Origin of the sequence: Psychrobacter sp. 72-O-c, from assembly GCF_904846605.1 — a bacterium.
GTDB lineage: Bacteria > Pseudomonadota > Gammaproteobacteria > Pseudomonadales > Moraxellaceae > Psychrobacter.
On the sequence record NZ_CAJHBI010000013.1, the window covers coordinates 21,104 to 43,657 of the forward strand.

Annotated in this window: 15 protein-coding genes and 1 pseudogene; 12 read left to right on the forward strand and 4 right to left on the reverse strand. The window is 43.0% G+C overall.

Annotated features, from left to right (window positions below):
• Positions 1-39 precede the first annotated feature (39 nt).
• The 6 genes from JMX97_RS06415 (at position 40) to JMX97_RS06440 (ending at position 11,174) form a co-directional block, all read left to right on the forward strand.
• A complete protein-coding gene (locus JMX97_RS06415) occupies positions 40-885 on the forward strand; it encodes a methylenetetrahydrofolate reductase (RefSeq protein WP_201556311.1) in 846 nt (281 codons plus the stop codon).
• 215 nt (positions 886-1,100) lie between these two features.
• The gene (locus JMX97_RS06420) at positions 1,101-1,979 is read left to right on the forward strand and encodes a 16S rRNA (uracil(1498)-N(3))-methyltransferase (protein ID WP_201556312.1); all 879 of its coding nucleotides are present in this window, start codon (positions 1,101-1,103) and stop codon (positions 1,977-1,979) included.
• A gap of 148 nt (positions 1,980-2,127) precedes the next feature.
• A complete protein-coding gene (locus JMX97_RS06425; protein ID WP_201556313.1) occupies positions 2,128-3,825 on the forward strand; it encodes a putative bifunctional diguanylate cyclase/phosphodiesterase in 1,698 nt (565 codons plus the stop codon).
• Positions 3,826-4,312: 487 nt separating this feature from the next.
• A complete protein-coding gene (locus tag JMX97_RS06430; protein ID WP_201556314.1) occupies positions 4,313-6,106 on the forward strand; it encodes an acyl-CoA dehydrogenase C-terminal domain-containing protein in 1,794 nt (597 codons plus the stop codon).
• 547 nt (positions 6,107-6,653) lie between these two features.
• A complete protein-coding gene (locus JMX97_RS06435; protein WP_201556315.1) occupies positions 6,654-8,438 on the forward strand; it encodes an acyl-CoA dehydrogenase C-terminal domain-containing protein in 1,785 nt (594 codons plus the stop codon).
• Positions 8,439-8,705: 267 nt separating this feature from the next.
• Positions 8,706-11,174, forward strand: coding sequence for a site-specific recombinase (locus JMX97_RS06440; RefSeq protein WP_201556316.1), 2,469 nt, complete (start codon positions 8,706-8,708; stop codon positions 11,172-11,174).
• A gap of 89 nt (positions 11,175-11,263) precedes the next feature.
• Here JMX97_RS06440 and JMX97_RS06445 read toward each other — a convergent pair whose 3' ends face one another.
• From JMX97_RS06445 to pdxA, 3 genes are all read right to left on the reverse strand, one after another.
• On the reverse strand, positions 11,264-12,100 hold the full coding sequence (locus JMX97_RS06445) for a symmetrical bis(5'-nucleosyl)-tetraphosphatase (protein WP_201556317.1): 837 nt from the start codon (positions 12,098-12,100) through the stop codon (positions 11,264-11,266).
• A gap of 118 nt (positions 12,101-12,218) precedes the next feature.
• Positions 12,219-13,088: a 16S rRNA (adenine(1518)-N(6)/adenine(1519)-N(6))-dimethyltransferase RsmA gene (gene rsmA / locus JMX97_RS06450; protein ID WP_201556318.1), complete on the reverse strand. Its 870-nt coding sequence runs from the start codon at positions 13,086-13,088 to the stop codon at positions 12,219-12,221.
• A 297-nt stretch (positions 13,089-13,385) separates the two neighbouring features.
• The gene (gene pdxA / locus JMX97_RS06455; protein WP_201556319.1) at positions 13,386-14,468 is read right to left on the reverse strand and encodes a 4-hydroxythreonine-4-phosphate dehydrogenase PdxA; all 1,083 of its coding nucleotides are present in this window, start codon (positions 14,466-14,468) and stop codon (positions 13,386-13,388) included.
• A gap of 366 nt (positions 14,469-14,834) precedes the next feature.
• Between pdxA and dnaB the strand changes: the two genes are divergently transcribed.
• The 3 genes from dnaB (at position 14,835) to argF (ending at position 18,601) form a co-directional block, all read left to right on the forward strand.
• Complete coding sequence (gene dnaB, locus JMX97_RS06460; protein WP_201556320.1) at positions 14,835-16,235, forward strand: replicative DNA helicase; 1,401 nt, start codon at positions 14,835-14,837, stop codon at positions 16,233-16,235.
• Between the two features lie 134 nt (positions 16,236-16,369).
• Positions 16,370-17,494, forward strand: a complete 1,125-nt coding sequence (alr, locus tag JMX97_RS06465; protein WP_201556321.1) for an alanine racemase — start codon at positions 16,370-16,372, stop codon at positions 17,492-17,494.
• A 183-nt stretch (positions 17,495-17,677) separates the two neighbouring features.
• The gene (argF, locus tag JMX97_RS06470) at positions 17,678-18,601 is read left to right on the forward strand and encodes an ornithine carbamoyltransferase (protein ID WP_201556322.1); all 924 of its coding nucleotides are present in this window, start codon (positions 17,678-17,680) and stop codon (positions 18,599-18,601) included.
• 165 nt (positions 18,602-18,766) lie between these two features.
• On the opposite strand, the gene rpiA is transcribed toward argF, so the two are convergent.
• Positions 18,767-19,426 (reverse strand): ribose-5-phosphate isomerase RpiA, encoded by a 660-nt coding sequence (gene rpiA / locus JMX97_RS06475; protein ID WP_201556323.1) that lies wholly within the window; start codon positions 19,424-19,426, stop codon positions 18,767-18,769.
• Between the two features lie 297 nt (positions 19,427-19,723).
• On the opposite strand from rpiA, the gene ilvA reads away from it, so the two are divergent.
• The 3 genes and pseudogenes from ilvA (at position 19,724) to JMX97_RS06490 (ending at position 22,507) form a co-directional block, all read left to right on the forward strand.
• Positions 19,724-21,277 carry a threonine ammonia-lyase, biosynthetic gene (gene ilvA / locus JMX97_RS06480; protein WP_201556324.1) on the forward strand — a complete coding sequence of 518 codons (1,554 nt, stop codon included), beginning with the start codon at positions 19,724-19,726 and terminating at the stop codon, positions 21,275-21,277.
• A 329-nt stretch (positions 21,278-21,606) separates the two neighbouring features.
• A pseudogene (locus JMX97_RS14005) lies at positions 21,607-21,771 on the forward strand (excalibur calcium-binding domain-containing protein); the annotation flags it as partial.
• A gap of 85 nt (positions 21,772-21,856) precedes the next feature.
• Complete coding sequence (locus JMX97_RS06490) at positions 21,857-22,507, forward strand: FMN-binding negative transcriptional regulator (protein ID WP_201556326.1); 651 nt, start codon at positions 21,857-21,859, stop codon at positions 22,505-22,507.
• The last annotated feature ends 47 nt before the right edge of the window (positions 22,508-22,554 follow it).

Genomic DNA, 22,554 nt, shown 5'->3' on the forward strand with positions numbered 1-22,554 from the left:
CTTATATCAATATTTATATGAATAATAAGGAGCGCGACTGTGAGTAAGCCTGCTTTTTCTTTTGAGTTTTTCCCTGCCAAATCTGAGCAAGGACATGAGAAGCTACTCAGCACCTTTGATGAGTTAAACAAGCTATCGCCAACCTACTTTTCGGTGACCTATGGTGCGGGCGGCTCAACGCGTAGCCGCACTTTAGAGATTGTGCAAGACCTATGTTTGCGCGGCGAGACTGAGGTTGCGCCGCACATCTCCTGTATCGGTGACGGTAAAGACGAAATTGCTGAGTTATTAACTCATTATAAAAGTCTAGGTATCAAGCGTTTAGTAGCGTTACGTGGTGATTTGCCGTCAGGACAAGTCGGTATGGGTCAACTGCCTTTTGCACTCGACTTGGTCAAGTTTATCCGTGAGCATTCAGGTGATCATTTCCATATCGAAGTGGCTGCCTATCCTGAAATGCACCCGCAAGCGCGTAGCTTTTTATTCGATATCGATAATTTAGTGAATAAATATCAAGCTGGCGCAAACGCGGCGATTACCCAGTTCTTTTACAACGCTGACAGCTACTTGTATTTGCGTGATGCGTTAGAAAGCCGTGGTATCGATACCGTAGCACAGCCATTGGTGGCGGGCATTATGCCGATTACCAACTCTAGCAACTTAATGCGATTTGCTGACAGCTGTGGCGCTGATATTCCGCGCTATGTGCGTAAGCAACTTGCTGATTTTGGTGATGATCGCAAAGCTATTCGTGAGTTTGGCTTTGATGTTGTTTACCGTCTATGCGAGCGCTTAATCGCTGAGGGCGTGCCAGCGATGCACTTTTATAGTATGAATAAGGTTGAACCAAATAAACGCTTGGTTGAAGCTTTAGGACTTACTTAGGGTTTGGCGCATGAAACTGCTGAGTATTTATCATGTTCAGCTTTTTTTAAATTTGTAGTTTAAGCAACTGGTGTTCTTAGGAGCACCAGTTTTTTATTCATAGACTGTTTACTCTATGATAAAAATTTATGATAAAAATATTTTTAAAGTAGCCAAGTGATATTCTATTAGGCTATTAATAAATATTCTTGATTAAAAAATAGGAATAAAAAGCCGTGCGACGTTTCTTTTATGCCATCAATAGTGATGATTACGACCATAAATCTGAGCAATCTTGCCAACCTCGATTAAGCTCGCTGCCTATAGGCAATGACGTCGAGTTACCGGACAGTATCGTCCATCATTGGTGCCGTGTGCTACGAGCCAATATCGGCGACCAAGGTATTTTATTCGATGGTTTTGGCGGTGAATATCAAGTACAGCTACAAACCATCAGTAAAAAGCATGCTACTGTTACCTTATTAGCGCATATAAGCGATGATCGCAGTGCGACTATTATTAGTAAAATCGGCCTGGTCATGAGCCGCGGCGACCGTATGGATTATGCCATTCAAAAAGCCACTGAACTTGGCGTCACTGCCATTCAGCTACTCAGCAGCCATCATGGTGAAGTCTCGTTAAAGCCTTTGCAAGTTGACAAAAAACTGCACCAGTGGCAGCAAGTTGCCCTTGCTGCTTGTGAACAATGCGGATTAAACCGTCCGCCACTTATTCTGGCGCCGCAGTCCATTAGCCAGTGGTTAAACACTGATACAGCATCATTGAGAGTCGATGACGTGTCGGTCAGTCCCACTATGGTAGCGCTCAGTCAAGACCCGTATTATCAGGTACTCAATCATCAAGCAGATATACGTTTGCAAATGAGTGTTCCGGCAATAGGTCAGCCTTTAATGCCAGAGGCGTTACTAACCGTATTAAAACAACAGCTGCCTTATATTGAGCTGTTGATTGGCCCTGAAGGCGGCCTCAGCAATGACGAACGCATGCAGGCTGAACACAGTGGCTTTGCACCTTGGCAAATTGGTGCGCGCGTGCTGCGTACCGAGACTGCCCCACTTGTCGCGTTGGCAACGTTGCATGCTCTGAGTTATTAATAATAAGATAAGAACAGCAATCTCTATTAACTTTTAATATTAAAAATGAACTATTGTTGGTTATAGTATTTATCCTTAATATAAGCGTGCTTATATTGCAGCATTTATTTTGAATTTTATAAGCCAGTATCTTTTATGAGCCAGTGTTATGAGTAATTTTGTCCCTATCCCAGCCTCAATCAAGCAGCAACTGCTGACTCAATTATGTGAGCGGTTTGAAGATGCCATATTCATATTGGACGCCAACCTTCGTTACTTATCGGTCAATGCTACCTACGAGATTATGATTGGCTACAATGAAGAATTCTTGATTGGACGACCACTGGGAATATATTCTGCTGAGTTCTTATCAGAAGAAGAAAGGGCTATCCTAAAAGATATTACCAAGCGTTTAGACAATGAGGGGTTTTATGAAAATGACTTTTCGATGGCTACCCGTTACGGACAAACACTAGAATGCCATATGACTTACCGCAGACTTTGTGTCGAGCAAACGGTCTACCATGTCGGTATGGTTCGCGATATGTCATCAATTGTCAAAGATAGAAAACAAGTGGCGCATCTGCTTAATTATGACCAGCTAACCGGTCTGCCTAATCGTAAGGTGTTTTTGAGCCAGACCAGTGAGCTATTGTTAGAAAGCTACCAAGAAGTGGTTATTGTGCGCTTAAACATCGATCGCTATCGTAATCTTGCCAGCACATTAGGGACTGACAGTATCAACATCCTAATAGAAGACTTCGTAAAGCGGGTTAGCCAGCTCGAGATGAGCAACTTGCGCTGTTTTTCACATTTTGGTGGGGATGACTTTGCATTACTTTTTGAATGTAACGACGCTAATATGGTACGCAATCAGCTCGATAGTCTCATGCAAATGTGCGAGCGCCCATATGCACTGGTTAACGATGTGATTTATTTGCACATCTCTGTTGGCATCAGTTATTTCCCTGACCATGGCAATCAGTTCTCAGAGCTGCTTATCAAAGCTGAAAAAGCCTTACATTATGTCAAGCAGAATGGTGGTGATGATGTCTGTTGGTACAACGAGACCATCAATGAGGCAACTACTGACAGCTTACAACTGGAAGCTGAACTTAGAGTAGCTATCAATGATTGTCAGTTTGTGCCCTACTATCAGCCAAAAGTAGCCTTGGATACCGGAGCTATTACCGGCTTTGAGGCGCTGGTACGCTGGCAGCACCCTACCCGCGGTCTACTGAAACCCACCAACTTTATCGATGCGATTATTGAACACAAACTATCGTTTGAGTTGTTTTGCCAGATGGCGGTTCAAATTGCCCAGCAGCTGTCTATTTGGCAAGCTATGGGCTTTGCGCAGCACCTCTGTATCAATGCTGACGCTGCTGAGTTTAGTCATTCTAAATTCTTCAGTTTTATCAGTAATTTATTTACCCAACATGATATCCACGCGCATCAACTACATATTGAAATGACCGAATCCTCCTTAATGCTACGCCATGCAAACGTTAAGCAACAGCTCACCTTACTCAAAGAACTGGGTGTCTGCCTAGCCCTTGATGACTTTGGCACTGGTTATGCATCGCTCAGTTATTTACAAGAATATCCCTTTGATTTCATCAAAATTGATAAAAGCTTTATTTCTAAAATTGTCACCGATCGTACCCAAAACGCTATCGTAAAAGCTATTTTAGATTTGGCAGACGCTCTTGATATGCAGGTTGTCGCTGAAGGTATCGAGACCGAACAACAGCGTGACTTATTATTACAAATGGGCTGCACGTATGGTCAAGGATATTGGTTTAGTAGACCGATTACCGCAGACGAGGCAACCGAAATGTTAACCCAGCAATATTCATCCAAATAAAACCACTATAAATCAGCTTTGGTTAGGGCGTATTGTTTAGTTTTTGCCTCATGAATAGTCGTTGTTAACCTCGTTAATAGTTGTCTTTTATAGTACATAGTATAATATATCTATAAAGTTACTATGCGATCACTACCCATCACTTTCTATCTCCTAACGTTGATTGTACAAAGGATGCAAGATAGGTTCATGACTTATCAGTTTCACCGCCAAACTTGTATTATCCCCTGTGAACGCCTATCTTTTACAGTGAATTCATTGAGACCAGCTAAATATTAAGCAGGCCTTAACAGTCATTATATTTAACTCTTTTAAACGTTATCTAAATCCAATATGACCGATATCTCCAATAGTCTTTGTCACTGTCTGTCATTAATGAAAAAATTAGTTAAGACAAATCAGGCAACCGTAAATACGACTTAGCTGCTAGATAATAGTAGCAATCATTGTTTCGCTATCGTTCATATTCTAAAAAAGGACAGGAAGTATGCAATATAAAGCGCCGCTACGTGATATGAAATTTGTCATGCATGAGCTTTTAAACAGCACTGCACATTACCAAACTATGGATGCTTTTTCTCATATTGAAGCGGATATTGTAGACAGTTACCTAGAAGCTGCAGCAAGTTTTGCTGAAAATGAGCTGTCACCACTGAATATGAGCGGTGATGCTGAAGGCTGTCATTTTAATGATGGTGAAGTTACTACCCCTAAAGGGTTTAAAGAAGCCTATAAGCAGTACTGTGAGCTTGGGTTCACGTCTTTAACAGCTGATGAAGAATTCGGTGGTCAGGCCATGCCCATGTCTCTAAACTCAGCTCTTTCTGAGTTTGTGGGTACTGCTAACTGGTCGTTTGGTATGTATCCAGGACTTTCAGAAGGCTGTGTCTCCACTCTTGAGCATCATGGTACTGACGAGCAAAAACACAAGTATTTGCCTAAACTGGTCGCAGGCGAATGGACAGGCGTGATGTGTTTGACTGAACCACAATGTGGCTCTGATCTAAACTTGGTCCGCACCAAAGCGGAACCTAACGATGATGGCACCTATAAAATTACAGGCGGTAAAATCTGGATTTCTGCAGGCGAGCACGACATGTCTGATAATATTATCCATATTGTTTTGGCGCGCACGCCAGATGCACCAGCAGGCACCAAAGGCTTGTCTTTATTTGTTGTACCAAAATTCATGGTCAACGAGGACAGCAGTTTAGGCGAGCGTAATGCGGTTTCTTGTGGCTCTATTGAGCACAAAATGGGCATCAAAGCCTCAGCCACTTGCGTAATCAACTATGACGGGGCAGCCGGCTATTTAATCGGTGAAGAGAACCGTGGTCTAAAATACATGTTCACCTTTATGAATGTGGCACGAATCGGCACCTCCATCCAAGGGGTTACCGCCTCTCAGTACGCCTTTCAAGGAGCATTGGCTTTTGCCAAAGAACGCTTAGCATTCCGTTCTTTAGATGGCGCTAAATTCCCTGAAAAACCTGCCGACCCTATCATCGTGCATCCAGCAGTCCGCGATATGTTATTAACCACTAAAGCATTTGCTGAAGGTGGCCGTGCATTGATCGGTTATATGTCTCAGTTTGCTGATACGGTTGCTAAAGGTGAAGGCGATGCCCGCAAATACGCGGATCAAATGCTGTCGCTGCTTACCCCCATTGGTAAAGCCTTCTTGACCGAAACCGGTCTTGAGTCTGCCAACCACGGCGTTCAAGCATTGGGCGGTAGCGGCTTTTGTGTTGAGTATGGTATGGAGCAAAATGTCCGTGATACGACTATTGGTTGTATTTATGAGGGCACGACTCAAATTCAAGCACTCGACTTGATCGGACGCAAAGTATTGGGCTCACAAGGCAAACTGCTTGCGAATTTCACCACCGTTATTGAACAATTCTGTGAAGACAATAAAGACAATGATGAGATGGGCCCATTTACCCGTCCTCTTATCAAACATGTCAAAGAATGGACCGATCTGACCACAGATATCGGCAAGCAAGCGGCTGAAAACCCTGAAGCAGTAGGCGGCGCAGCTGTCGATTATATGTACTTTAGTGGTTATGTGACTCTTGCCTACTTATGGGCACGTATGGCATTGATCGCTCAAACCGAAATTGCAAACGGTAGTAGCGAACAAGCGTTTTACGATGCCAAATTAAAAACAGCGCAGTTCTATTTTGCTAAGTTATTGCCACGTACTACCACCCACGTACAGCGTATCGGCACTGGCGTTGAGCCCTACATGAGTATGGACGTTGATCAATTTTCTTTTTAACCAAGCGTTTCAACTTTTGACTGATCGATTTAATAAAGACTAACTAATAATCGGCAACATACTCAGGTATGTTGCCGATTTTATTTTAGGCGTTAGGTCAAACTCTTAGAACCAGCTGTCTCTTATAATGTATTTATTTACACTTGTTTACCCGTCTGTTATTAATAGGTCTTGATTAGCCAATCTTGAATTATAAGTAGGCTATTTAAGTTCTATTTAAATACTACAAGGGCGCTACGCAACTTTTGGTGTACGCGTAATTCACGAAGAAATACACAAGATTGGGCGCTAATTTGCTAAACTTTATTTATCGCTTATCATGTTTACAATGATAAAATTAGTGTAACAGTTAGCATATGTCACATCATTACCATGACATTACCGATAAATCGTACATTATCAATAAATAACAAGTACTACGATCAACCCTATTATTTAGCGTGTTTATTTCTTTAGTACCATCTAACCGCTTTAGTACTATTTTTAGCTTTAGCAATAATAGATAAACCGATTCACTTTTATCCATATAGAACAATAAGGAATATTTATGTCTGTCTATAATGCCCCTCTTAATGACATGCGTTTCATCTTAACAGACGTTTTCAAAGCTCATGAGTTTTGGCAAAATAATGATAATTTGTCTCATGTCGATATGGAAACTGTCGATATGATTTTAGAAGAAATGGCAAAATTATCCAAAAACGTTCTACTGCCTATTAACCGTAGCGGCGACGAAGAAGGCGCAACCTTCCAAGGCGACGGTGTAGTCACTACTCCTGAAGGCTTTAAAGAAGCTTACAACCAATATGCGGAATCAGGCTGGGTTGGTCTTGGCGGTAATCCTGAGTACGGTGGACAAGGCTTCCCGAAAATGGTCACTATGTTGACTGAAGAAATGATCTTTACCACCAACCAATCGTTTGCTTTGTACCCCAACCTTACGGTCGGTGCAACCCTATGTTTGAATGCCGCCGCCTCAGAAGAACAAAAGAAAACCTATTTGGAAAAAATGTATTCTGGTGAATGGTCAGGTACGATGTGTTTGACTGAGCCTCATGCTGGTACTGATTTGGGTATTATCAAAACCAAAGCAGAGCCTAATGGCGATGGTAGCTTCGACATTTCGGGCACCAAAATCTTTATTACTGGTGGTGAGCACGACTTAACTGAAAACATTATTCATTTAGTCTTGGCAAAAACTCCAGATGCACCCGCTGGTTCTAAAGGCATTTCGCTGTTTGTTGTGCCAAAGTTTTTGGTCAATGAAGATGGCAGCTTAGGTGAGCGTAATACGCTAGCAGCAGGTTCAATTGAGCATAAAATGGGCATCAAGGCCTCCGCTACTTGTGTCATGAACTTTGATAATGCCAAAGGCTGGTTGGTTGGGGCTGAAAACACAGGTCTGTCTTCTATGTTCATTATGATGAACTACGAGCGCGTGACTATGGGTCTTCAAGGTCTTGGTGGCTCCGAGCTTGCTTATCAAAATGCCGCACTGTATGCCGTTGATCGTGCTCAAGGTCGTAGCGATACGCAATTTCAAAGCCCTGAAAAGCCTGCTGATGCCATCGTTCACCATGCTGATGTCCGCCGTATGCTATTAAACGCTAAGGTTAACTCTGAAGCATCACGCTGCTTTGCTATGTATGTGGCCAAACAACTCGATGCTGAAAAGTTCAGTACCGATCCTGAAGCGGCTCAAATTGCCGCTGCCCGGGTGGCCCTATTAACGCCAGTGGCTAAGGCATTCTTAACCGACAAAGCCTTAGAAGCGACTATTGATTGCCAGCAAGTCTTTGGTGGTCATGGCTATGTCCGCGAATGGGGTATGGAGCAAATCGTTCGTGATACCCGTATCGCCCAAATTTATGAAGGCGCGAATGGTATTCAGGCGCTTGACTTACTGGGTCGTAAAGTGGCTCGTAATGATGGTAAATATGTCACCAACTTCTTAGGTGAAATTCGTGATTATATTGACTCCATGCAAGCAGACCATGGTATCAAGCAAGCAACATTAGGTGCTGCGGATACAGTTGAAGAGTTAACTAAGACGGTTCTTGCTAATATCAGTACGCGTAAGAATGAGATTAATGGCTGCGCGGTTGACTACATGCATGCGTTCGGCTATCTGTGCTACTCGTACATGTTTGCCATGATGGTAGAAGCTGCTGATGGTAAAGAAGGCGAGTTTTATACTAATAAAGCCAAGCTTGCTGACTACTTTGTCGGTCGTGTGCTACCACGTATTGATGCTCATGCGCAAATGGTCCAAGCCGGTAGCGATCCAATGATGAACTTTGATCTTGATTACTTTAATGTCGCTGTTAGCTAATCATCTGCTAAACCATCCCTAATACAACGATAAAGAGGACAGTTCACTACTGTCCTTTTTTATTGCCCAATACTTTTTTACTGAAACTACCTCTTGAAATCAATTACTAACAAAATAATTGACCATCGACACGCTGTTCAGATTAAAATAACAGCGGGCTAGCTTTTGACTTTTAGTAACAGCTAAATATGCCGCTATCTGGTTAAGTCATTTTAGATATCCAAAAAAAACAACCAATATTCGAACAACCACAATAAAGGGTACGATGTGTCAGAAATGAAACGCATTTTACAGCAGATTACTGCCTTAAGTGATGTACCCGATCCTTCGGTTCTCAAACGCTTGATTGATGAGCTGCGAGTGACTGATAAGGAGCCTGTTTTAGCCAATGAAAATCTCCAAACCCTTATTGATATCTTACGTCAACACCCAGAATATGGTGATGGACTTGCCAGCTTTGTATTAAAGCTGATTATCCAATATCGCCAAATTGCGCTGTATACTGATACTGGCATCATGTCAGATGAGGGATTTTTTAGTAGCCTGCGCCGCTTAATCGGGCATCGATTTTTACCGCTACTGCCACAAGATGACTCGGTCGTTGAGCTAGTAGGATATTTATTCGATAAGCGCTCTGATGAGCGCTGGCTGGCTAACATCGAAAAAGAAAAGTGGGATGCTTTAGTTGAATTACTTCAAGTCAGAGAACAACATCTATATCTAGTCGCCACGGCAAAAAATAGTATTTTGAACGCTATTGTTATTTTATCTTATCGTATCAGTGGTATCGGACTACATCCTGATTTGATGGAAGCTTACCCGCAAATATTAAACTACTCAGCGTCTTTTGTGGCACAAAACCAAGAAGCCGTTTTATTTGTTAATCAATATCGACAAACGCACGAGCTAGATAATTTAACTGACATTACGCCTGAACAAGCGGTCAACCCGGCACCTTTGTTAGTCATGTTGGAGCAATGTGAAGATATCGTCGCCACCGTGCGCAAACGTATTTATAAAACCGGTATTTCCATTCGCCTGACCAATATGATGCTGCGTCTCGATCAAAGCTTGCAGCGCATGCGTATCTTAACTCAGCTGGTTTCAGATAACTCTCAACAACGTGATCGCGCAGTGATTGAGCTTATTCAGGCGCTGATCACGTCTGCTAATCGTCTTTATAGCATTGGTTACTTGATTGATAATAATACCAAACTACTCTCACGTAAAGTGACCGAAAACGCCAGCCGCGTTGGTGAACACTATATCAGTACCGATAAAGCTGGCTACCAAAAAATGTTTAAAAAAGCTTCTATTGGTGGGTTTGTGATTGCTTTTATGGCCACTATTAAAATATTGGCTTATCATTTAGCGCTTGCACCAATGGGCCGAGCTTTTATAAACAGTATGATTTATGGTTTGGGCTTCGTTTTTATCCACGTCATTCACGGTACGGTGGCAACTAAACAGCCGGCAATGACTGCCGCTGCTATCGCCTCAACCATCTCAGACAGCTCGGGTAAAAAATCACATCAGCTCACCAAGTTGTCAGAGCTGATGGTCGATATCTTGCGCACCCAATTCATCGCTATTATGGGCAATGTTATGCTGGCCATACCGGTGGCACTGATGATCTCTTTTGCATGGCTGCAGTATACGGGTACGCCCATGATTGATCCGGTTAAGGCGGGCCACCTTCTCCATGATTTAGATCCCTTTCGCTCATTAGCGCTACCGCACGCGGCCATTGCGGGGGTTTATCTGTTCTTATCTGGTCTTATTGCCGGCTACTATGATAATTTGGCGGTTTACAATCAAATTGGTGCGCGAATTCAACGACATCGGTTACTGCAATATTTATTACCCAAATCATGGCTTCAGCGTTTGGGCGGCTTTATAGAAGCCAATCTTGGCGCGATCATGGGCAACTTTTTATTTGGGGTATTCTTAGGCAGTACCGCTACTATCGGTTACTTATTTGGCCTACCAATTGATATTCGTCACATTGCTTTTGCTTCGGCAAACTTGGCGCACGGACTGTTTAACCTATCAGCCACACAAATGAGTTGGGAAATCATTTTATTATCCTTCCTTGGAGTCGCGCTTATTGGTATCGTCAACTTGATGGTAAGCTTTTCGCTTGCCCTATTTGTAGCATTGCGTTCTAAAGAAGTTAGATTCTTTGAATGGAGTCGGCTCACCAAGCTCGTCTTTGGCCATATTATTCATCATCCGTCCGATTTTTTCTGGCCACGCGATAATCCCATGAAATACGCGCGTATCGATAGCCAAGGACATATGATTTTTGAGGACAGCTCAGCACAAAAAGACGGCAAGGCAATACCTAATAATTACGTCGTCAGACGCTTATCTGATATAAAAATATTGCCTGAGTCCATGCAAGCCGCCACAACGGACATCTACTACGACAATAAACCTCAAGGTAATGATGTCAGCGTAGGACAAGCAGCTCACACTACGTTATCTAACGCCTCATCCAAAAACATAATCGATCTTGACGATGGGCTAGTAGATGAAGAGCTCAACAGCGTACCCTACACTGATGACATTCAATATGATAAGGCCACCAAAACGCTTGGAACAACTGATAGTGGCAAAAATAATAGCAGTCATGAGGGCTCTGATAGTAGTCATGATAGCTCTGATAATAAAGCTACTGGAGATGCCAAAACGCCACTTCCTAAACCCAAAAAGCCGCCCAACCTACCCAGTTAGAGTAGTAAGACGGCGACTTATATTTTTTACTTAAAACGAGCCAGGTTAAATAATCTTGAAATAAACAGTCTCGAAATGAACAAATTTTACTAGGGCGTAGGACAATGCGCACTGGAAGTGATAACTTCACCGTCACTTAATCGGTAAGCCAATAGATAGTTACCCCAGACGCAGCCCCCATCAAGTGCGCGAGCGTGTGGCAGATCAACTTCACCTTTAAGGGCCGCCCAATGTCCAAACAATATCTTACGCTCGCGTGGCACTTGCCATTCAAACCATGGCGCAAAGTCATCCGGCATCACCTCATCGAGACTGGCGGTAAAGCTAAACTCCAGTGTGCCATCCTGTTTGCATAGCCGCATGCGGGTAAAATAATTAGCAATTGCCCGTATTTTGGTAAAACCATTAATACCGGCATGCCAATCATCGACCGTTTTGCTATATAAGTGTGGCAGTATCCGATCAAGCTGATATAAACTGCCTTGCAGCTGTGCCTCCAACTGCAGTGCGTAATCTGCTGCTGCCTCAATGCTCCAATGTGGCGGGATACCCGCATGCACCAATATCGTATGGGTATCGGGGTAAGCCAATATCGGCTGGTGGCGTAACCACTGTAATAATTCTTCGCTATCTTCAGCAGCAAAAATCGGGGCCGTCTTGTCTTTTTTCTTAATTTTAGTCGCCCCGCGCCATACCGCGAGTAAATTTAAATCATGATTGCCCAAAACAGTTGCTGCAGCCCCTTGCTCACATAACGCTTTAACATCGCGCAAGGTATTTAGTGAGTCTTCACCGCGTGCCACTAAATCACCGGCAAACCATAACTTGTCTTGAGTCGGATCAAAATCCAAGGTCTTAAGTAATTGACGATACGCGCCATAGCAACCTTGCAAATCACCGATGACGTATTGATGACGAAAACTCATAATGCCTCTGTTGCTAAGACTTGATAATTATTATTGAAAGATAAGTCAATAAAGAAATATTTATTGAAAACAATCGACGCTAGAGATACGGATAGCGTTTATCGATAATAAATATAATTTAGCTCTCTACTTCTAAATGACGCACTTGGTTGCTTAAATTCACAAAATCGCTAACACTCAACGTTTCCGGACGTGCTTGTGGATCGATACCACAGGCTGCAAAATCGTCTTCGCTTAGTGTGGGTAGCAACGTCGATTTCTTAAAAATAGCGCGCAGGGTTTTGCGGCGATGGTTAAAGGTCTCACGTACTATGAGTGCAAAATGCTGCTCATCTTCTGCCACTATTGGCTTATCAATATGCGGGGTAAGGCGAAAGACCGCACTAGTCACTTTGGGCGGTGGGTTAAAAGCACCTCTTGGTACGGTCAATAAATAATCGGTATCACAATGATATTGCATTATGACTGACAGACGACCATAGATTTTGCTGCCAACGTCGGCGGTAATACGCTCTACTACTTCCTTTTGTAACATAAAGTGCATGTCTTGAATGACATCAGCATAACTAAGCAAATGAAACAGTATTGGCGTAGAGATATTATACGGTAGATTGCCCACCACGCGTAGCTTGCCACGCTCAGGGCTATATAGCTCGCGATAATCAACGTTCATGGCGTTGGCTTTGATAATCGTAAAGTTAGGATGGCTGTTGGCACCGATACGAATGCGTAAGCTATCTGCTAAATCGCGATCAAGCTCAATGACAGTCATAGCGTCGACTTCAGCTAATAAAGGTTCAGTCAATGCCCCCATACCGGGACCAATTTCTATTAGGTTTTCATCACGACTCAAATGAATACTATCGACAATTTCACGAATAACACTGCGATCATGCAAGAAATTTTGTCCAAAGCGTTTGCGTGGCTGGTGTTTGGCAGCTCGCAAGCTGGCAGATAAGGTTTCGGCGTCAAACGAAGGTTTAGACATAAAGGATTCTTAATTAATAAACAATAAAATAGTAAATACCGCTAATAAAGCAGTAAGAGAATGGTTTTATATTTTTAAATTATATCACAGCTTATAATTAGCCTGCATTTTGCATTGTCTTGTAGGTTGAAAAATGTAGTCCGTTCAAAATAAAAATGGCACAAGTATTATAACGTGCTACTGGTACAAATTTTCCTCGCTTGCTGTGCGGCGTCTCAACTCCAGAGGCTTCAAACAATTTATCCTAGCAGCACTGTATTCTTTTCAAAATAAATCAATGATTATAAGTACCGTATTCTAATGAGCAAAAGCCTTATCTGCCATTTCATTCGCCATAACTAACGCTTGGTATAAGCTAGTAGCACTGGCGCCGCCGCGACCCGCCAAATCAAGCGCCGTGCCATGATCTACAGACGTTCGAATATAAGGCAATCCTAAGGTTAGATTAACCGTATCACCAAAACCATGCGACTTAAGTACCGGCAATCCTTGATCATGATACATCGCAATGACTGCATCACAATTCTCCAAATGTCTGGGCGTGAATAGTGTATCAGCGGGCATCGCCTCCGAGATATCTACCCCTGCTGCGATAAATTCTTGTAACACAGGGTTGATAATTTCAATCTCTTCCGTGCCCAAATGCCCACCCTCGCCAGCATGCGGATTAAGACCACAAACTAAAATGCACGGTTGAGTCAAACCAAATTTTGAGCGCATATCATCGAGCACAATTTGTACCGTCTGGCGTACATTATCTGCAGTGATAGCCGCGGGCACATCTTTTAGAGCCAAATGAGTGGTCACTAAGGCGACTTTCATGGCTGGGTTGGCCAGCATCATTACTACTTTATCACGGCCACTTTGCTGCATAAAAAATTCCGTATGACCGCTAAACATAGTGCCATCTAACAGCTTGATATCGGCATCAATCAGCGCAGATTTTTGTAGTGGTCCGGTTATTATAGCGGCCACAGTGTTATTTGACGCAAGCTGATGGGCGATTTCTAATTGCTGCGCAACCATTAGCGCATTATTAATATCAATATGACCAGCGACCACAGGAGCACCACAAGGAATATCAAGTAAAATAAACGCAGGGCTATTATCATCATTAGTGACAGCAAACTGCTGTGATATATGCCCTATAAAATCGTCAGCATCTATTTGTGCATCTGCTGTTTGCCAAGATAGTTTGCTCGTTAACACACCAGCGGCGACCAACTCATCTACTCGCGCTTGCATGGCAGCGGCATCAGCGGTCACCCAAATTGGTCGCGAAAAATCTTGTAACTTACCGGCTTGTGCCAGTAGTAGCACCACGTCCATACCGATGCCCGCAGGCTCACCAGTGGTGATAAGAAGAGGTAGTTTTTGCATAGTCAAACTGTCCTTACTCATATTATAAATATCAGATTTTATTATATTTCTTATTATATTTATGACTTTTTAGTGCATCATTTTATTCGCTATTCATATCTATTAAGAGACTGGCGGATACATAGATAGTTGCTGATAGCGTCCGAAAAAAGCACATAATGTGTTAAACTTTCGCTTTTGATTGTAGCATTTACTGGCGAGCGATGAAGCCACGTTTTGGTACCTCTATCGTAGAAGTACAGCTCACTTTCTGTTTATATTTTTAATCATACTATTTTTTTTAGACATACTCTTTTAACTGTTTTATTTTAATGCATTTTTTACAACGACTTCTGAATACCGACTTTTTTTAATAATTAGGCACTCATGGCAGACACCGACAAGACCGACGACTTACTCAATCAGCAACCGCCACACAATATCGATATCGAAAAGGCGTTGCTGGCTTCTTTGATGAGTATTGAAGAGGCATATGACAAGATTGCCGACATCGTCACCAAAGACGACTTTTATGCGGGGCGGCACCAATATATCTTCGACGCTATCGCTCATTTGGCGGCAGTTAATGAGCCTTATGATACGGTTATGGTGCATGACTGGTTAGAAGCTCAAAAGCTTCTTAAAAGTGCTGGTGGTGACAGTTATTTAGCCGATATCTTAAGCCAAAGCCCAGCGACGCTCTTTAACCTAACCGCCTATGCTCAGCGCGTACGTGAACTGTCTACCTTGCGCCAGCTGATTACTACGGGCAATGATATGCTCACTTTAGCTTATCATCCCAAAGATCAAACCGTCAGTGATATTTTGGATAATGTGGAAGCCAAAATATTCAGTATCAATGAGCAGCATAATAAACGCGCTGAGCAGCGTGGGCCGGTTGGCATTACTTCAGTATTGACCAACGTCATCGATAAAATTCAAGAGCTTAAATCAAATCCTGATGGCATGATTGGTCTGCAAACCCCATTTGCCGAGCTAAATAATAAAACTCAAGGGCTGCAAGCTGGTGATCTAGTTATTGTCGCCGCTCGTCCTTCTATGGGTAAGACCACCTTTGCTATGAACTTGGCGGAGGGTATTTTATTCAATGAAGATCTACCAGTGGTGGTGTTTTCTATGGAGATGCCGGCAGAATCAATTGTTATGCGTTTATTATCATCTTGGGGAGCGATTAATCAAACCCATCTGCGCTCAGGGCAAATGAACGAAGATGAATGGGCAAAAATGATGAATGCTATTCAACACCTGCAATCAAAGCATTTATATATCGATGACAGTACTGCCCTACCGCCATCAGAGCTGCGTTCTCGCTGCCGCCGTATCGCCAAAAATCATGATGGAAAGTTGGGTGCTATCATCGTCGATTATCTACAATTAATGAAAGTCCCTGGTCTTGATACCAACCGGGTTGGAGAAATCTCTGAGATCTCTCGTAGTCTAAAGGCGTTAGCACGTGAACTTGAATGTCCAGTCATTGCCCTATCACAGCTGAACCGTAGTCTAGAAAACCGCCCAAATAAGCGCCCGATTATGTCAGATTTACGTGAGTCTGGCGCTATTGAACAGGATGCCGATTTGATTATGTTTATCTATCGCGACGAGGTTTATAATGAAAACTCAGACCACAAAGGCGTGGCTGAGATTATTATCGGTAAGCAACGTAACGGTCCTATCGGAACATTACGCTTGGGTTTTGAGGGGCAGTTTACCCGCTTTATTAACCTCACGCCTGAATACTATCAAGGCGTTACCTTTGATGATGAATAGTGCGCGAGCGTGCTTAATATTTAAAAAAATAATTAACTTTTAACGATAAATTGCTACTGATAACAAACGGCTATTAATAACAATAGCTTTGGCTGGTCAGTAGCTTTAAAACTCTGCTAATAAAGAAGCTGACTATGCGCACCGCCACTATCACTATTAACCCCAATGCCCTTACCCACAACCTGATGCAAGTCAAAAAAATTGCGCCTACTGCTAAAATTTTAGCCATGGTAAAAGCCAACGCGTATGGTCATGGAGTCGCTATGGTCTTGCCAGCTCTACAGCAGGCAGACGGTATCGGCGTGGCAACTTTTGATGAGGCGCTAGAAGCACGGCAGCTAGGATGGGATAAAACGATTGGCCTAGTTGAAGGGGTTTTTAGTGCCAATGAATGGCAGCAAGCCATTGATCAGTCATTCAGCTGTGTCATTCATCATCGTCCGCAGCTAGATTGGGCGTTAGAGAATGTACCGTCAGCTAATAGCCCAACACGGCTAGTATGGCTTAAATATAATACCGGCATGAATCGTTTGGGTTTCAATGATGAGAACGTCATTCAGGCAGCAAATCAACTTCATGATGCTGGCTACCAACTGATTCTTACCACTCATTTTGCCAATGCAGATGATCACGACCATCCGTTAAATGCTATCCAAATACAGCGCTTCGCTGACATGCTCACTGTCCTAAGAGATAATGTCAGTCAAGATATTAGAGGATCACTATGTAATTCAGCAGGATTGGTGAATTTTACCGATAGTCACTACGATTGGGTACGTCCAGGCATCATGTTATATGGTAGCTCGCCGGTCAATAATAAGTCTGCTTACGATTTAAATTTACAGCCTGCGATGGACTTTAGCGCGCAAATTATGGCCTTTCAAACGGTTAAAGCTAGCGACGCTATTGGCTATGGTAGCCGCTGGATTGCACAACAAGATACCAGAACGGCATTGATCAGTATAGGTTATGGTGACGGTTATCCGCGTGTGATCAATGACGATTCTTATGTCTCTGTCATCGATGCCAATACTGATGATGGTACTACCCAAAGCTATCCCTGTCCGGTTCGTGGTCGAGTCGCAATGGATATGATTGTTATAGACATCAGTGCAGTACCTGAAAATATTGCTCTAAATAGTAAGGTGGTGCTTTGGGGCAGCGCGCCTCATGTTGATGAAGTGGCCGCTCATGCTGGTACTATTGGCTATGAGCTTCTGTGTCGCCTTAGCTCACGTCCAGAGCGCAAACAAGTTTAACTAATTTATCCAAATAACGAAGTCCTAGTACTCACTCCTCATGTCAAAATTGGACGTTTACATTGGAAGTAATTACGCTATACTAAAAGTTTGTTGTCACCACGGCATAGCTACTCGCTGATCGCCATTGACGGCTGATAACGTATCATTTTTCATTGACTGTGATCGACTGCTAGGACTGCTATGAGTTTGCGCCATTTTTTGACCTTATCTGATTTAACCAAACAAGAACTAGAAGCTCTTATCAAACGCGCAAGTGAATTGCGTAAGATGCAGCATGCTGGCGAAATTTATCAGCCCTTTGTTGGCCGTACGCTGGGTATGATTTTTGAAAAATCATCTACCCGTACACGCATATCGTTTGAGACCGGTATGGGTCAGTTCGGCGGCAGTGCTATTTTTCTATCGCCAAATGACACCCAGCTGGGTCGCGGTGAGCCTTTAGAGGACTCAGCACGCGTGATATCGAGCATGGTTGACATTATTATGATTCGTACCTTTGGGCACGAAAAAGTTGAAACCTTTGCTGAGTATTCCAGTGTGCCGATTATCAATGCGCTAACCGACGACTACCATCCTTGCCAGCTGCTTGCTGATATGCAAACCTACTACGAGCATCGCGGTAGTATCGAAAATAAAATCGTCACTTGGGTCGGTGATGGTAATAATATGTGCTCATCGTTTATGCAAGCAGCGCATCAGTTTGGCTTTGAGCTGCGCGTAGCGGCACCCTATGGTTTCGAGCCAGACCCTGCGCTTATGGAGCGTTTCTCGCACTGTGTCAGCTTAGTCGAAAACGTACAAGATGCAGCCAAAGACTCCAACTTGATTGTCACAGACGTGTGGGCAAGTATGGGACAAGAGTCAGAACAAAGCACCCGTGCACGCCGTTTCGCGCCTTATCAAGTCACGCCGTCACTGTTAGATAAAGCAGATCCGGAAGTGGTCTTTATGCACTGCTTGCCTGCGCACCGCGGAGAGGAAATTTCTCACGATATGCTCGATGACCCACGTTCTGTAGTCTGGGATGAGGCAGAAAACCGCTTACATGCACAAAAGGCACTAATGGAATTTTTATTAAAAGACAAGATTAAGTTGCCTGCATAGTTCCGTATCTATTTTATTTGAAGTTTATTATGGGCAAAAGTTATTTTAAGAGAGTTGTTTAAAGATAGTATTGTAAAAATTGACACCATAAAAAAGGCAGATTACCATTTGTAATCTGCCTTTTTTACTATACAAAAACCGTCACGCTAAAATATCAAATTAATCTTAACGCGTTAAGGTTTCTACCCCATCACTACCTGCCTTTAACACAATATCGGCTTGATTGGCGGCAAAAATACCATTACATACTACCCCCACGATATTATTCAATTGCTGTTCAAGCTCAAGCGGATTGCTGACGTCTAAATCGTAAGTATCTAAAATAACATTGCCATAATCGGTGACAAAATCTTCACGATATACGGGCTCACCGCCGAGCTGCGCCAACTGCCGTGCCACATAAGAGCGCGCTTGTGGTAACACCTCAATCGGTACAGGGAACTCGCGCCCAAGAAACTCAACTATTTTACTGTCATCGACCATACATATAAATTTATTAGACGCGGCTGCAACAATTTTTTCGCGAGTGAGTGCCCCGCCACCACCTTTAATTAATTGCAAATGCTCATTTACTTCATCTGCACCATCTATATAAACATCCAGCGTACCAGCAAAGTTTAAATCGACGATTTCGATACCGAGTGCACGAAGTTTATCTTCTGTAACCTGCGAGCTGGCAACCGCACCGGCAAGTCTAAATTTTGGCAATAACTCAATCAGACAATTTACAGTACTGCCCGTCCCTACACCGAGTATCATATCGTCTTCGATATAGCGTAGAGCAGCCTTGGCAGCGGCTTGCTTTTGTGCGTGCTGATCACTCATCATAAATCCTTGGCAAGACAAACTTATCAATATAAAAGAGGTAAAATGCGCGGTCATTATAACTGATGCCTATAACAGATGTCAGCCTGCCACCAATTTTAATTTGGCCATTATTTTGTTCATTTTTAGGATGCATTTTTCGTTATAAAGGCTTTAATTAAATCACAACCACCGTGAACACGACCACGGAAATTGCAATTGCGCCTTGCAAGATGACAAAAATCAGCATAGGCTAATCTATTTCGTTTTTATCTTCATTCATCATCTATTTATTCATCACCTAGATTAGGAGTCGTTATGCTGTCACATTGGGTACGAGCCATCTTGCAAGCCACCGTCTATGACGTTGCTATTCAAACCCCACTTGAGCCTGCACCCAAGCTGACCCAGCGTTTTGCTAATGACATTCGTTTTAAACGCGAAGACTTACAACCCGTTTTTTCCTTTAAATTGCGCGGGGCCTATAACCGTATCAGCCAATTGAGCGACGAGCAAAAGTCTCACGGTGTTATCTGCGCTTCAGCCGGTAATCATGCTCAAGGTGTTGCTTATTCAGCACGAAAATTGTCGCTAAAGAATATTATCGTTATGCCCACCACCACCCCTGACATTAAGGTCGATGCGGTCAAAGCGTTGGGTGGCAATGTTGACCTACAGGGTGATAGTTTCGATCAAGCCAACCGTTATGCCATTGAGCTTGCTGAGCGTGAAGGCTTAACGTTTATACCGCCATACGATGACGAGCTGGTCATTGCCGGTCAAGGCACCATTGGTCTTGAGCTGACCCAGCAATGGCGCAATATGGACTATGTCTTCGTTGCTGTAGGTGGCGGTGGCCTTATCTCAGGTATTGCGGCATTCCTAGGCGAAGTGGCTCCACACGTTAAAGTTATCGCGGTAGAAGCAGAACAATCTGCTTGCCTACAGGCGGCACTTAAAGCTGGCGAGCGCGTAAAACTCGAACAAGTTGGCTTATTCGTTGATGGCGTAGCAGTGGCACAAATTGGCGAGCTGCCGTTTGAGGTGATTCGCACCCAAAAAAGTGATAACTCAGGACCGATTGTTGAACCTGAAGTAGTAACTTGTAGCAACGATGAAGTCTGCGCCGCTATCAAAGATATTTTTGAAGAAAATCGTAGCATCGTTGAGCCTGCTGGCGCGTTATCAGTCGCTGGTATGAAAAAATATATCAAGGCTAATAACATACAAGATAAGAACTGTGTGGGTATTATCTGTGGCGCGAACATGAACTTTGACCGCTTACGTTATATCGCTGAGCGTACTGAGATTGGTGAGAAAAAAGAAGCGATCTTTGCCGTGACTATCCCTGAGAAAACGGGTGCCTTCTTAAACTTCTGCCGCAGTCTACATGGTCGTAATATCACTGAATTTAACTACCGTGCGGACAATCAACTATCACCAGACTCTATGGAACCTGCTGCGATATTTGTCGGTATTGGGCTAAAAGAAGGTGATAAAGAGCGCCAGACTATCAGCGACCAATTGGCAGCTGATGGCTACGCGGCACACGATTTAACGGATGATGATATCGCTAAGTCGCATATTCGCCATCTGATTGGCGGTCATGCCCATGTAGAAAATGAGCAGTTATTAAAGATCACCTTTCCTGAACGCCCTGGTGCGCTGTTAACTTTCCTAGAAAAATTAGGCGACGATTTTAATATCACTTTATTCCATTATCGCAATCATGGTGCCGCTGAAGGTCGCGTTTTGGTTGGCTTGCAAGCGTCTGAGAGTAACTCGCGCTTGCTACAAGATGCCCTACTCGATATCGGCTATGACTGTGCTACGGTCAATGACAATATTGGCTATCAGCTGTTTTTGAAATAGTATAAAACAGGCATGAATTATAGCGTGTCATGCCTGTTTCTAACTAATGGCAATTCTTAATTGATAACGGTCATTAATTCATAGCAGCTATGAATAGGTATCAAGCGATCATGAAAAAGATATTGATTATCGTGGTTTTAGTCATTCTAGCGTTTTACGGCTATAAACTTCTTCAACCTAAAAATACCACGACCAATTTTACAACTGATGCTTCTACTGTTCCTGCCCTCACGTCTACTGACTTTGATGATATACCGCCGACGTACGTTGACTCAGAGCCAACTTCAGCATCGGACCCAGCACTGAATTCAGTAGTCAATTCACAACCTGCTCCGCCAGTAGTAGCAACGCCAAACTTTTCTTGTGACGGCAGACAGCATTGCTCACAAATGAAGTCATGTGAAGAAGCGACTTACTTTATACAATATTGTCCTAATACAAAAATGGATGGCAATAACGATGGTATCCCCTGTGAACAACAGTGGTGTCATTAACTTTAAAAACTATCTTTGTTAAAGTAACCCATCATTTTTGTGATGGTTCACTGACTACTACTGAAAGTATAAGGTTGAGAGTACCATGCACGTCCCTACAAACTTTTCTGAAAATAACTTTGACAGTATTATTGATTTTATAGCAGCCAATCCTTTAGCGACATTGGTCGCTCAAACCAGCGATGGTATTGAAGCCTGCCATATACCTTTATTTTGGCACAATGATCATTCTCAGTACGGTAAGCTTTATGGTCACTTTGCTCGGAAAAATATAATTTATCAGAATGCTCTAGCGTCTACATCGTGGTTAATCATTTTTCAAGACTCAGGACACTACATCAGCCCTAATTGGTATCCGACCAAAGCTAAAACGCATAAAGAAGTGCCTACCTGGAACTATCAAAGTATACATATACAAGCAGACATTAATTTGATTGAAGATACTGATAGACTGAAGTGGGTGTTAGGAAAAATGACCTCACAGCAGGAAACTATATCAGATAGTCCTTGGTCATTAGAAGATGCGCCAGCTGCCTATATTGATACTATGTGTCGCGCTATTATTGGGTTTGAGCTAACCATAGAAGCTGTACAGGCTCAGTTTAAACTGAGTCAGGGCAAAGTTGAAGAAAATATAGCAGGTGTCATCAATGGGCTAAACGAGTTAAATACTGAACACGCGGCTACTATGGCTCATAAAGTTGTAAAGCAAAACGGCTACCATAGTAGGCGTTAGTTTTATATTGATAATACTAAAGCACTTTAATACAAAGCACTTTTATA

Bases quoted from the DNA above. Each gene is read 5' to 3' on its own strand.
- JMX97_RS06490 (WP_201556326.1), top strand. From the start codon at position 21,857: ATGCACGTCCCTACAAACTTTTCTGAAAATAACTTTGACAGTATTATT.
- alr (WP_201556321.1), top strand. From the start codon at position 16,370: ATGCGCACCGCCACTATCACTATTAACCCCAATGCCCTTACCCACAAC.
- JMX97_RS06430 (WP_201556314.1), top strand. From the start codon at position 4,313: ATGCAATATAAAGCGCCGCTACGTGATATGAAATTTGTCATGCATGAG.
- dnaB (WP_201556320.1), top strand. From the start codon at position 14,835: ATGGCAGACACCGACAAGACCGACGACTTACTCAATCAGCAACCGCCA.
- JMX97_RS06425 (WP_201556313.1), top strand. From the start codon at position 2,128: ATGAGTAATTTTGTCCCTATCCCAGCCTCAATCAAGCAGCAACTGCTG.
- JMX97_RS06445 (WP_201556317.1), bottom strand. From the start codon at position 12,100: ATGAGTTTTCGTCATCAATACGTCATCGGTGATTTGCAAGGTTGCTAT.
- JMX97_RS06435 (WP_201556315.1), top strand. From the start codon at position 6,654: ATGTCTGTCTATAATGCCCCTCTTAATGACATGCGTTTCATCTTAACA.
- rpiA (WP_201556323.1), bottom strand. From the start codon at position 19,426: ATGAGTGATCAGCACGCACAAAAGCAAGCCGCTGCCAAGGCTGCTCTA.
- ilvA (WP_201556324.1), top strand. From the start codon at position 19,724: ATGCTGTCACATTGGGTACGAGCCATCTTGCAAGCCACCGTCTATGAC.
- pdxA (WP_201556319.1), bottom strand. From the start codon at position 14,468: ATGCAAAAACTACCTCTTCTTATCACCACTGGTGAGCCTGCGGGCATC.
- rsmA (WP_201556318.1), bottom strand. From the start codon at position 13,088: ATGTCTAAACCTTCGTTTGACGCCGAAACCTTATCTGCCAGCTTGCGA.
- argF (WP_201556322.1), top strand. From the start codon at position 17,678: ATGAGTTTGCGCCATTTTTTGACCTTATCTGATTTAACCAAACAAGAA.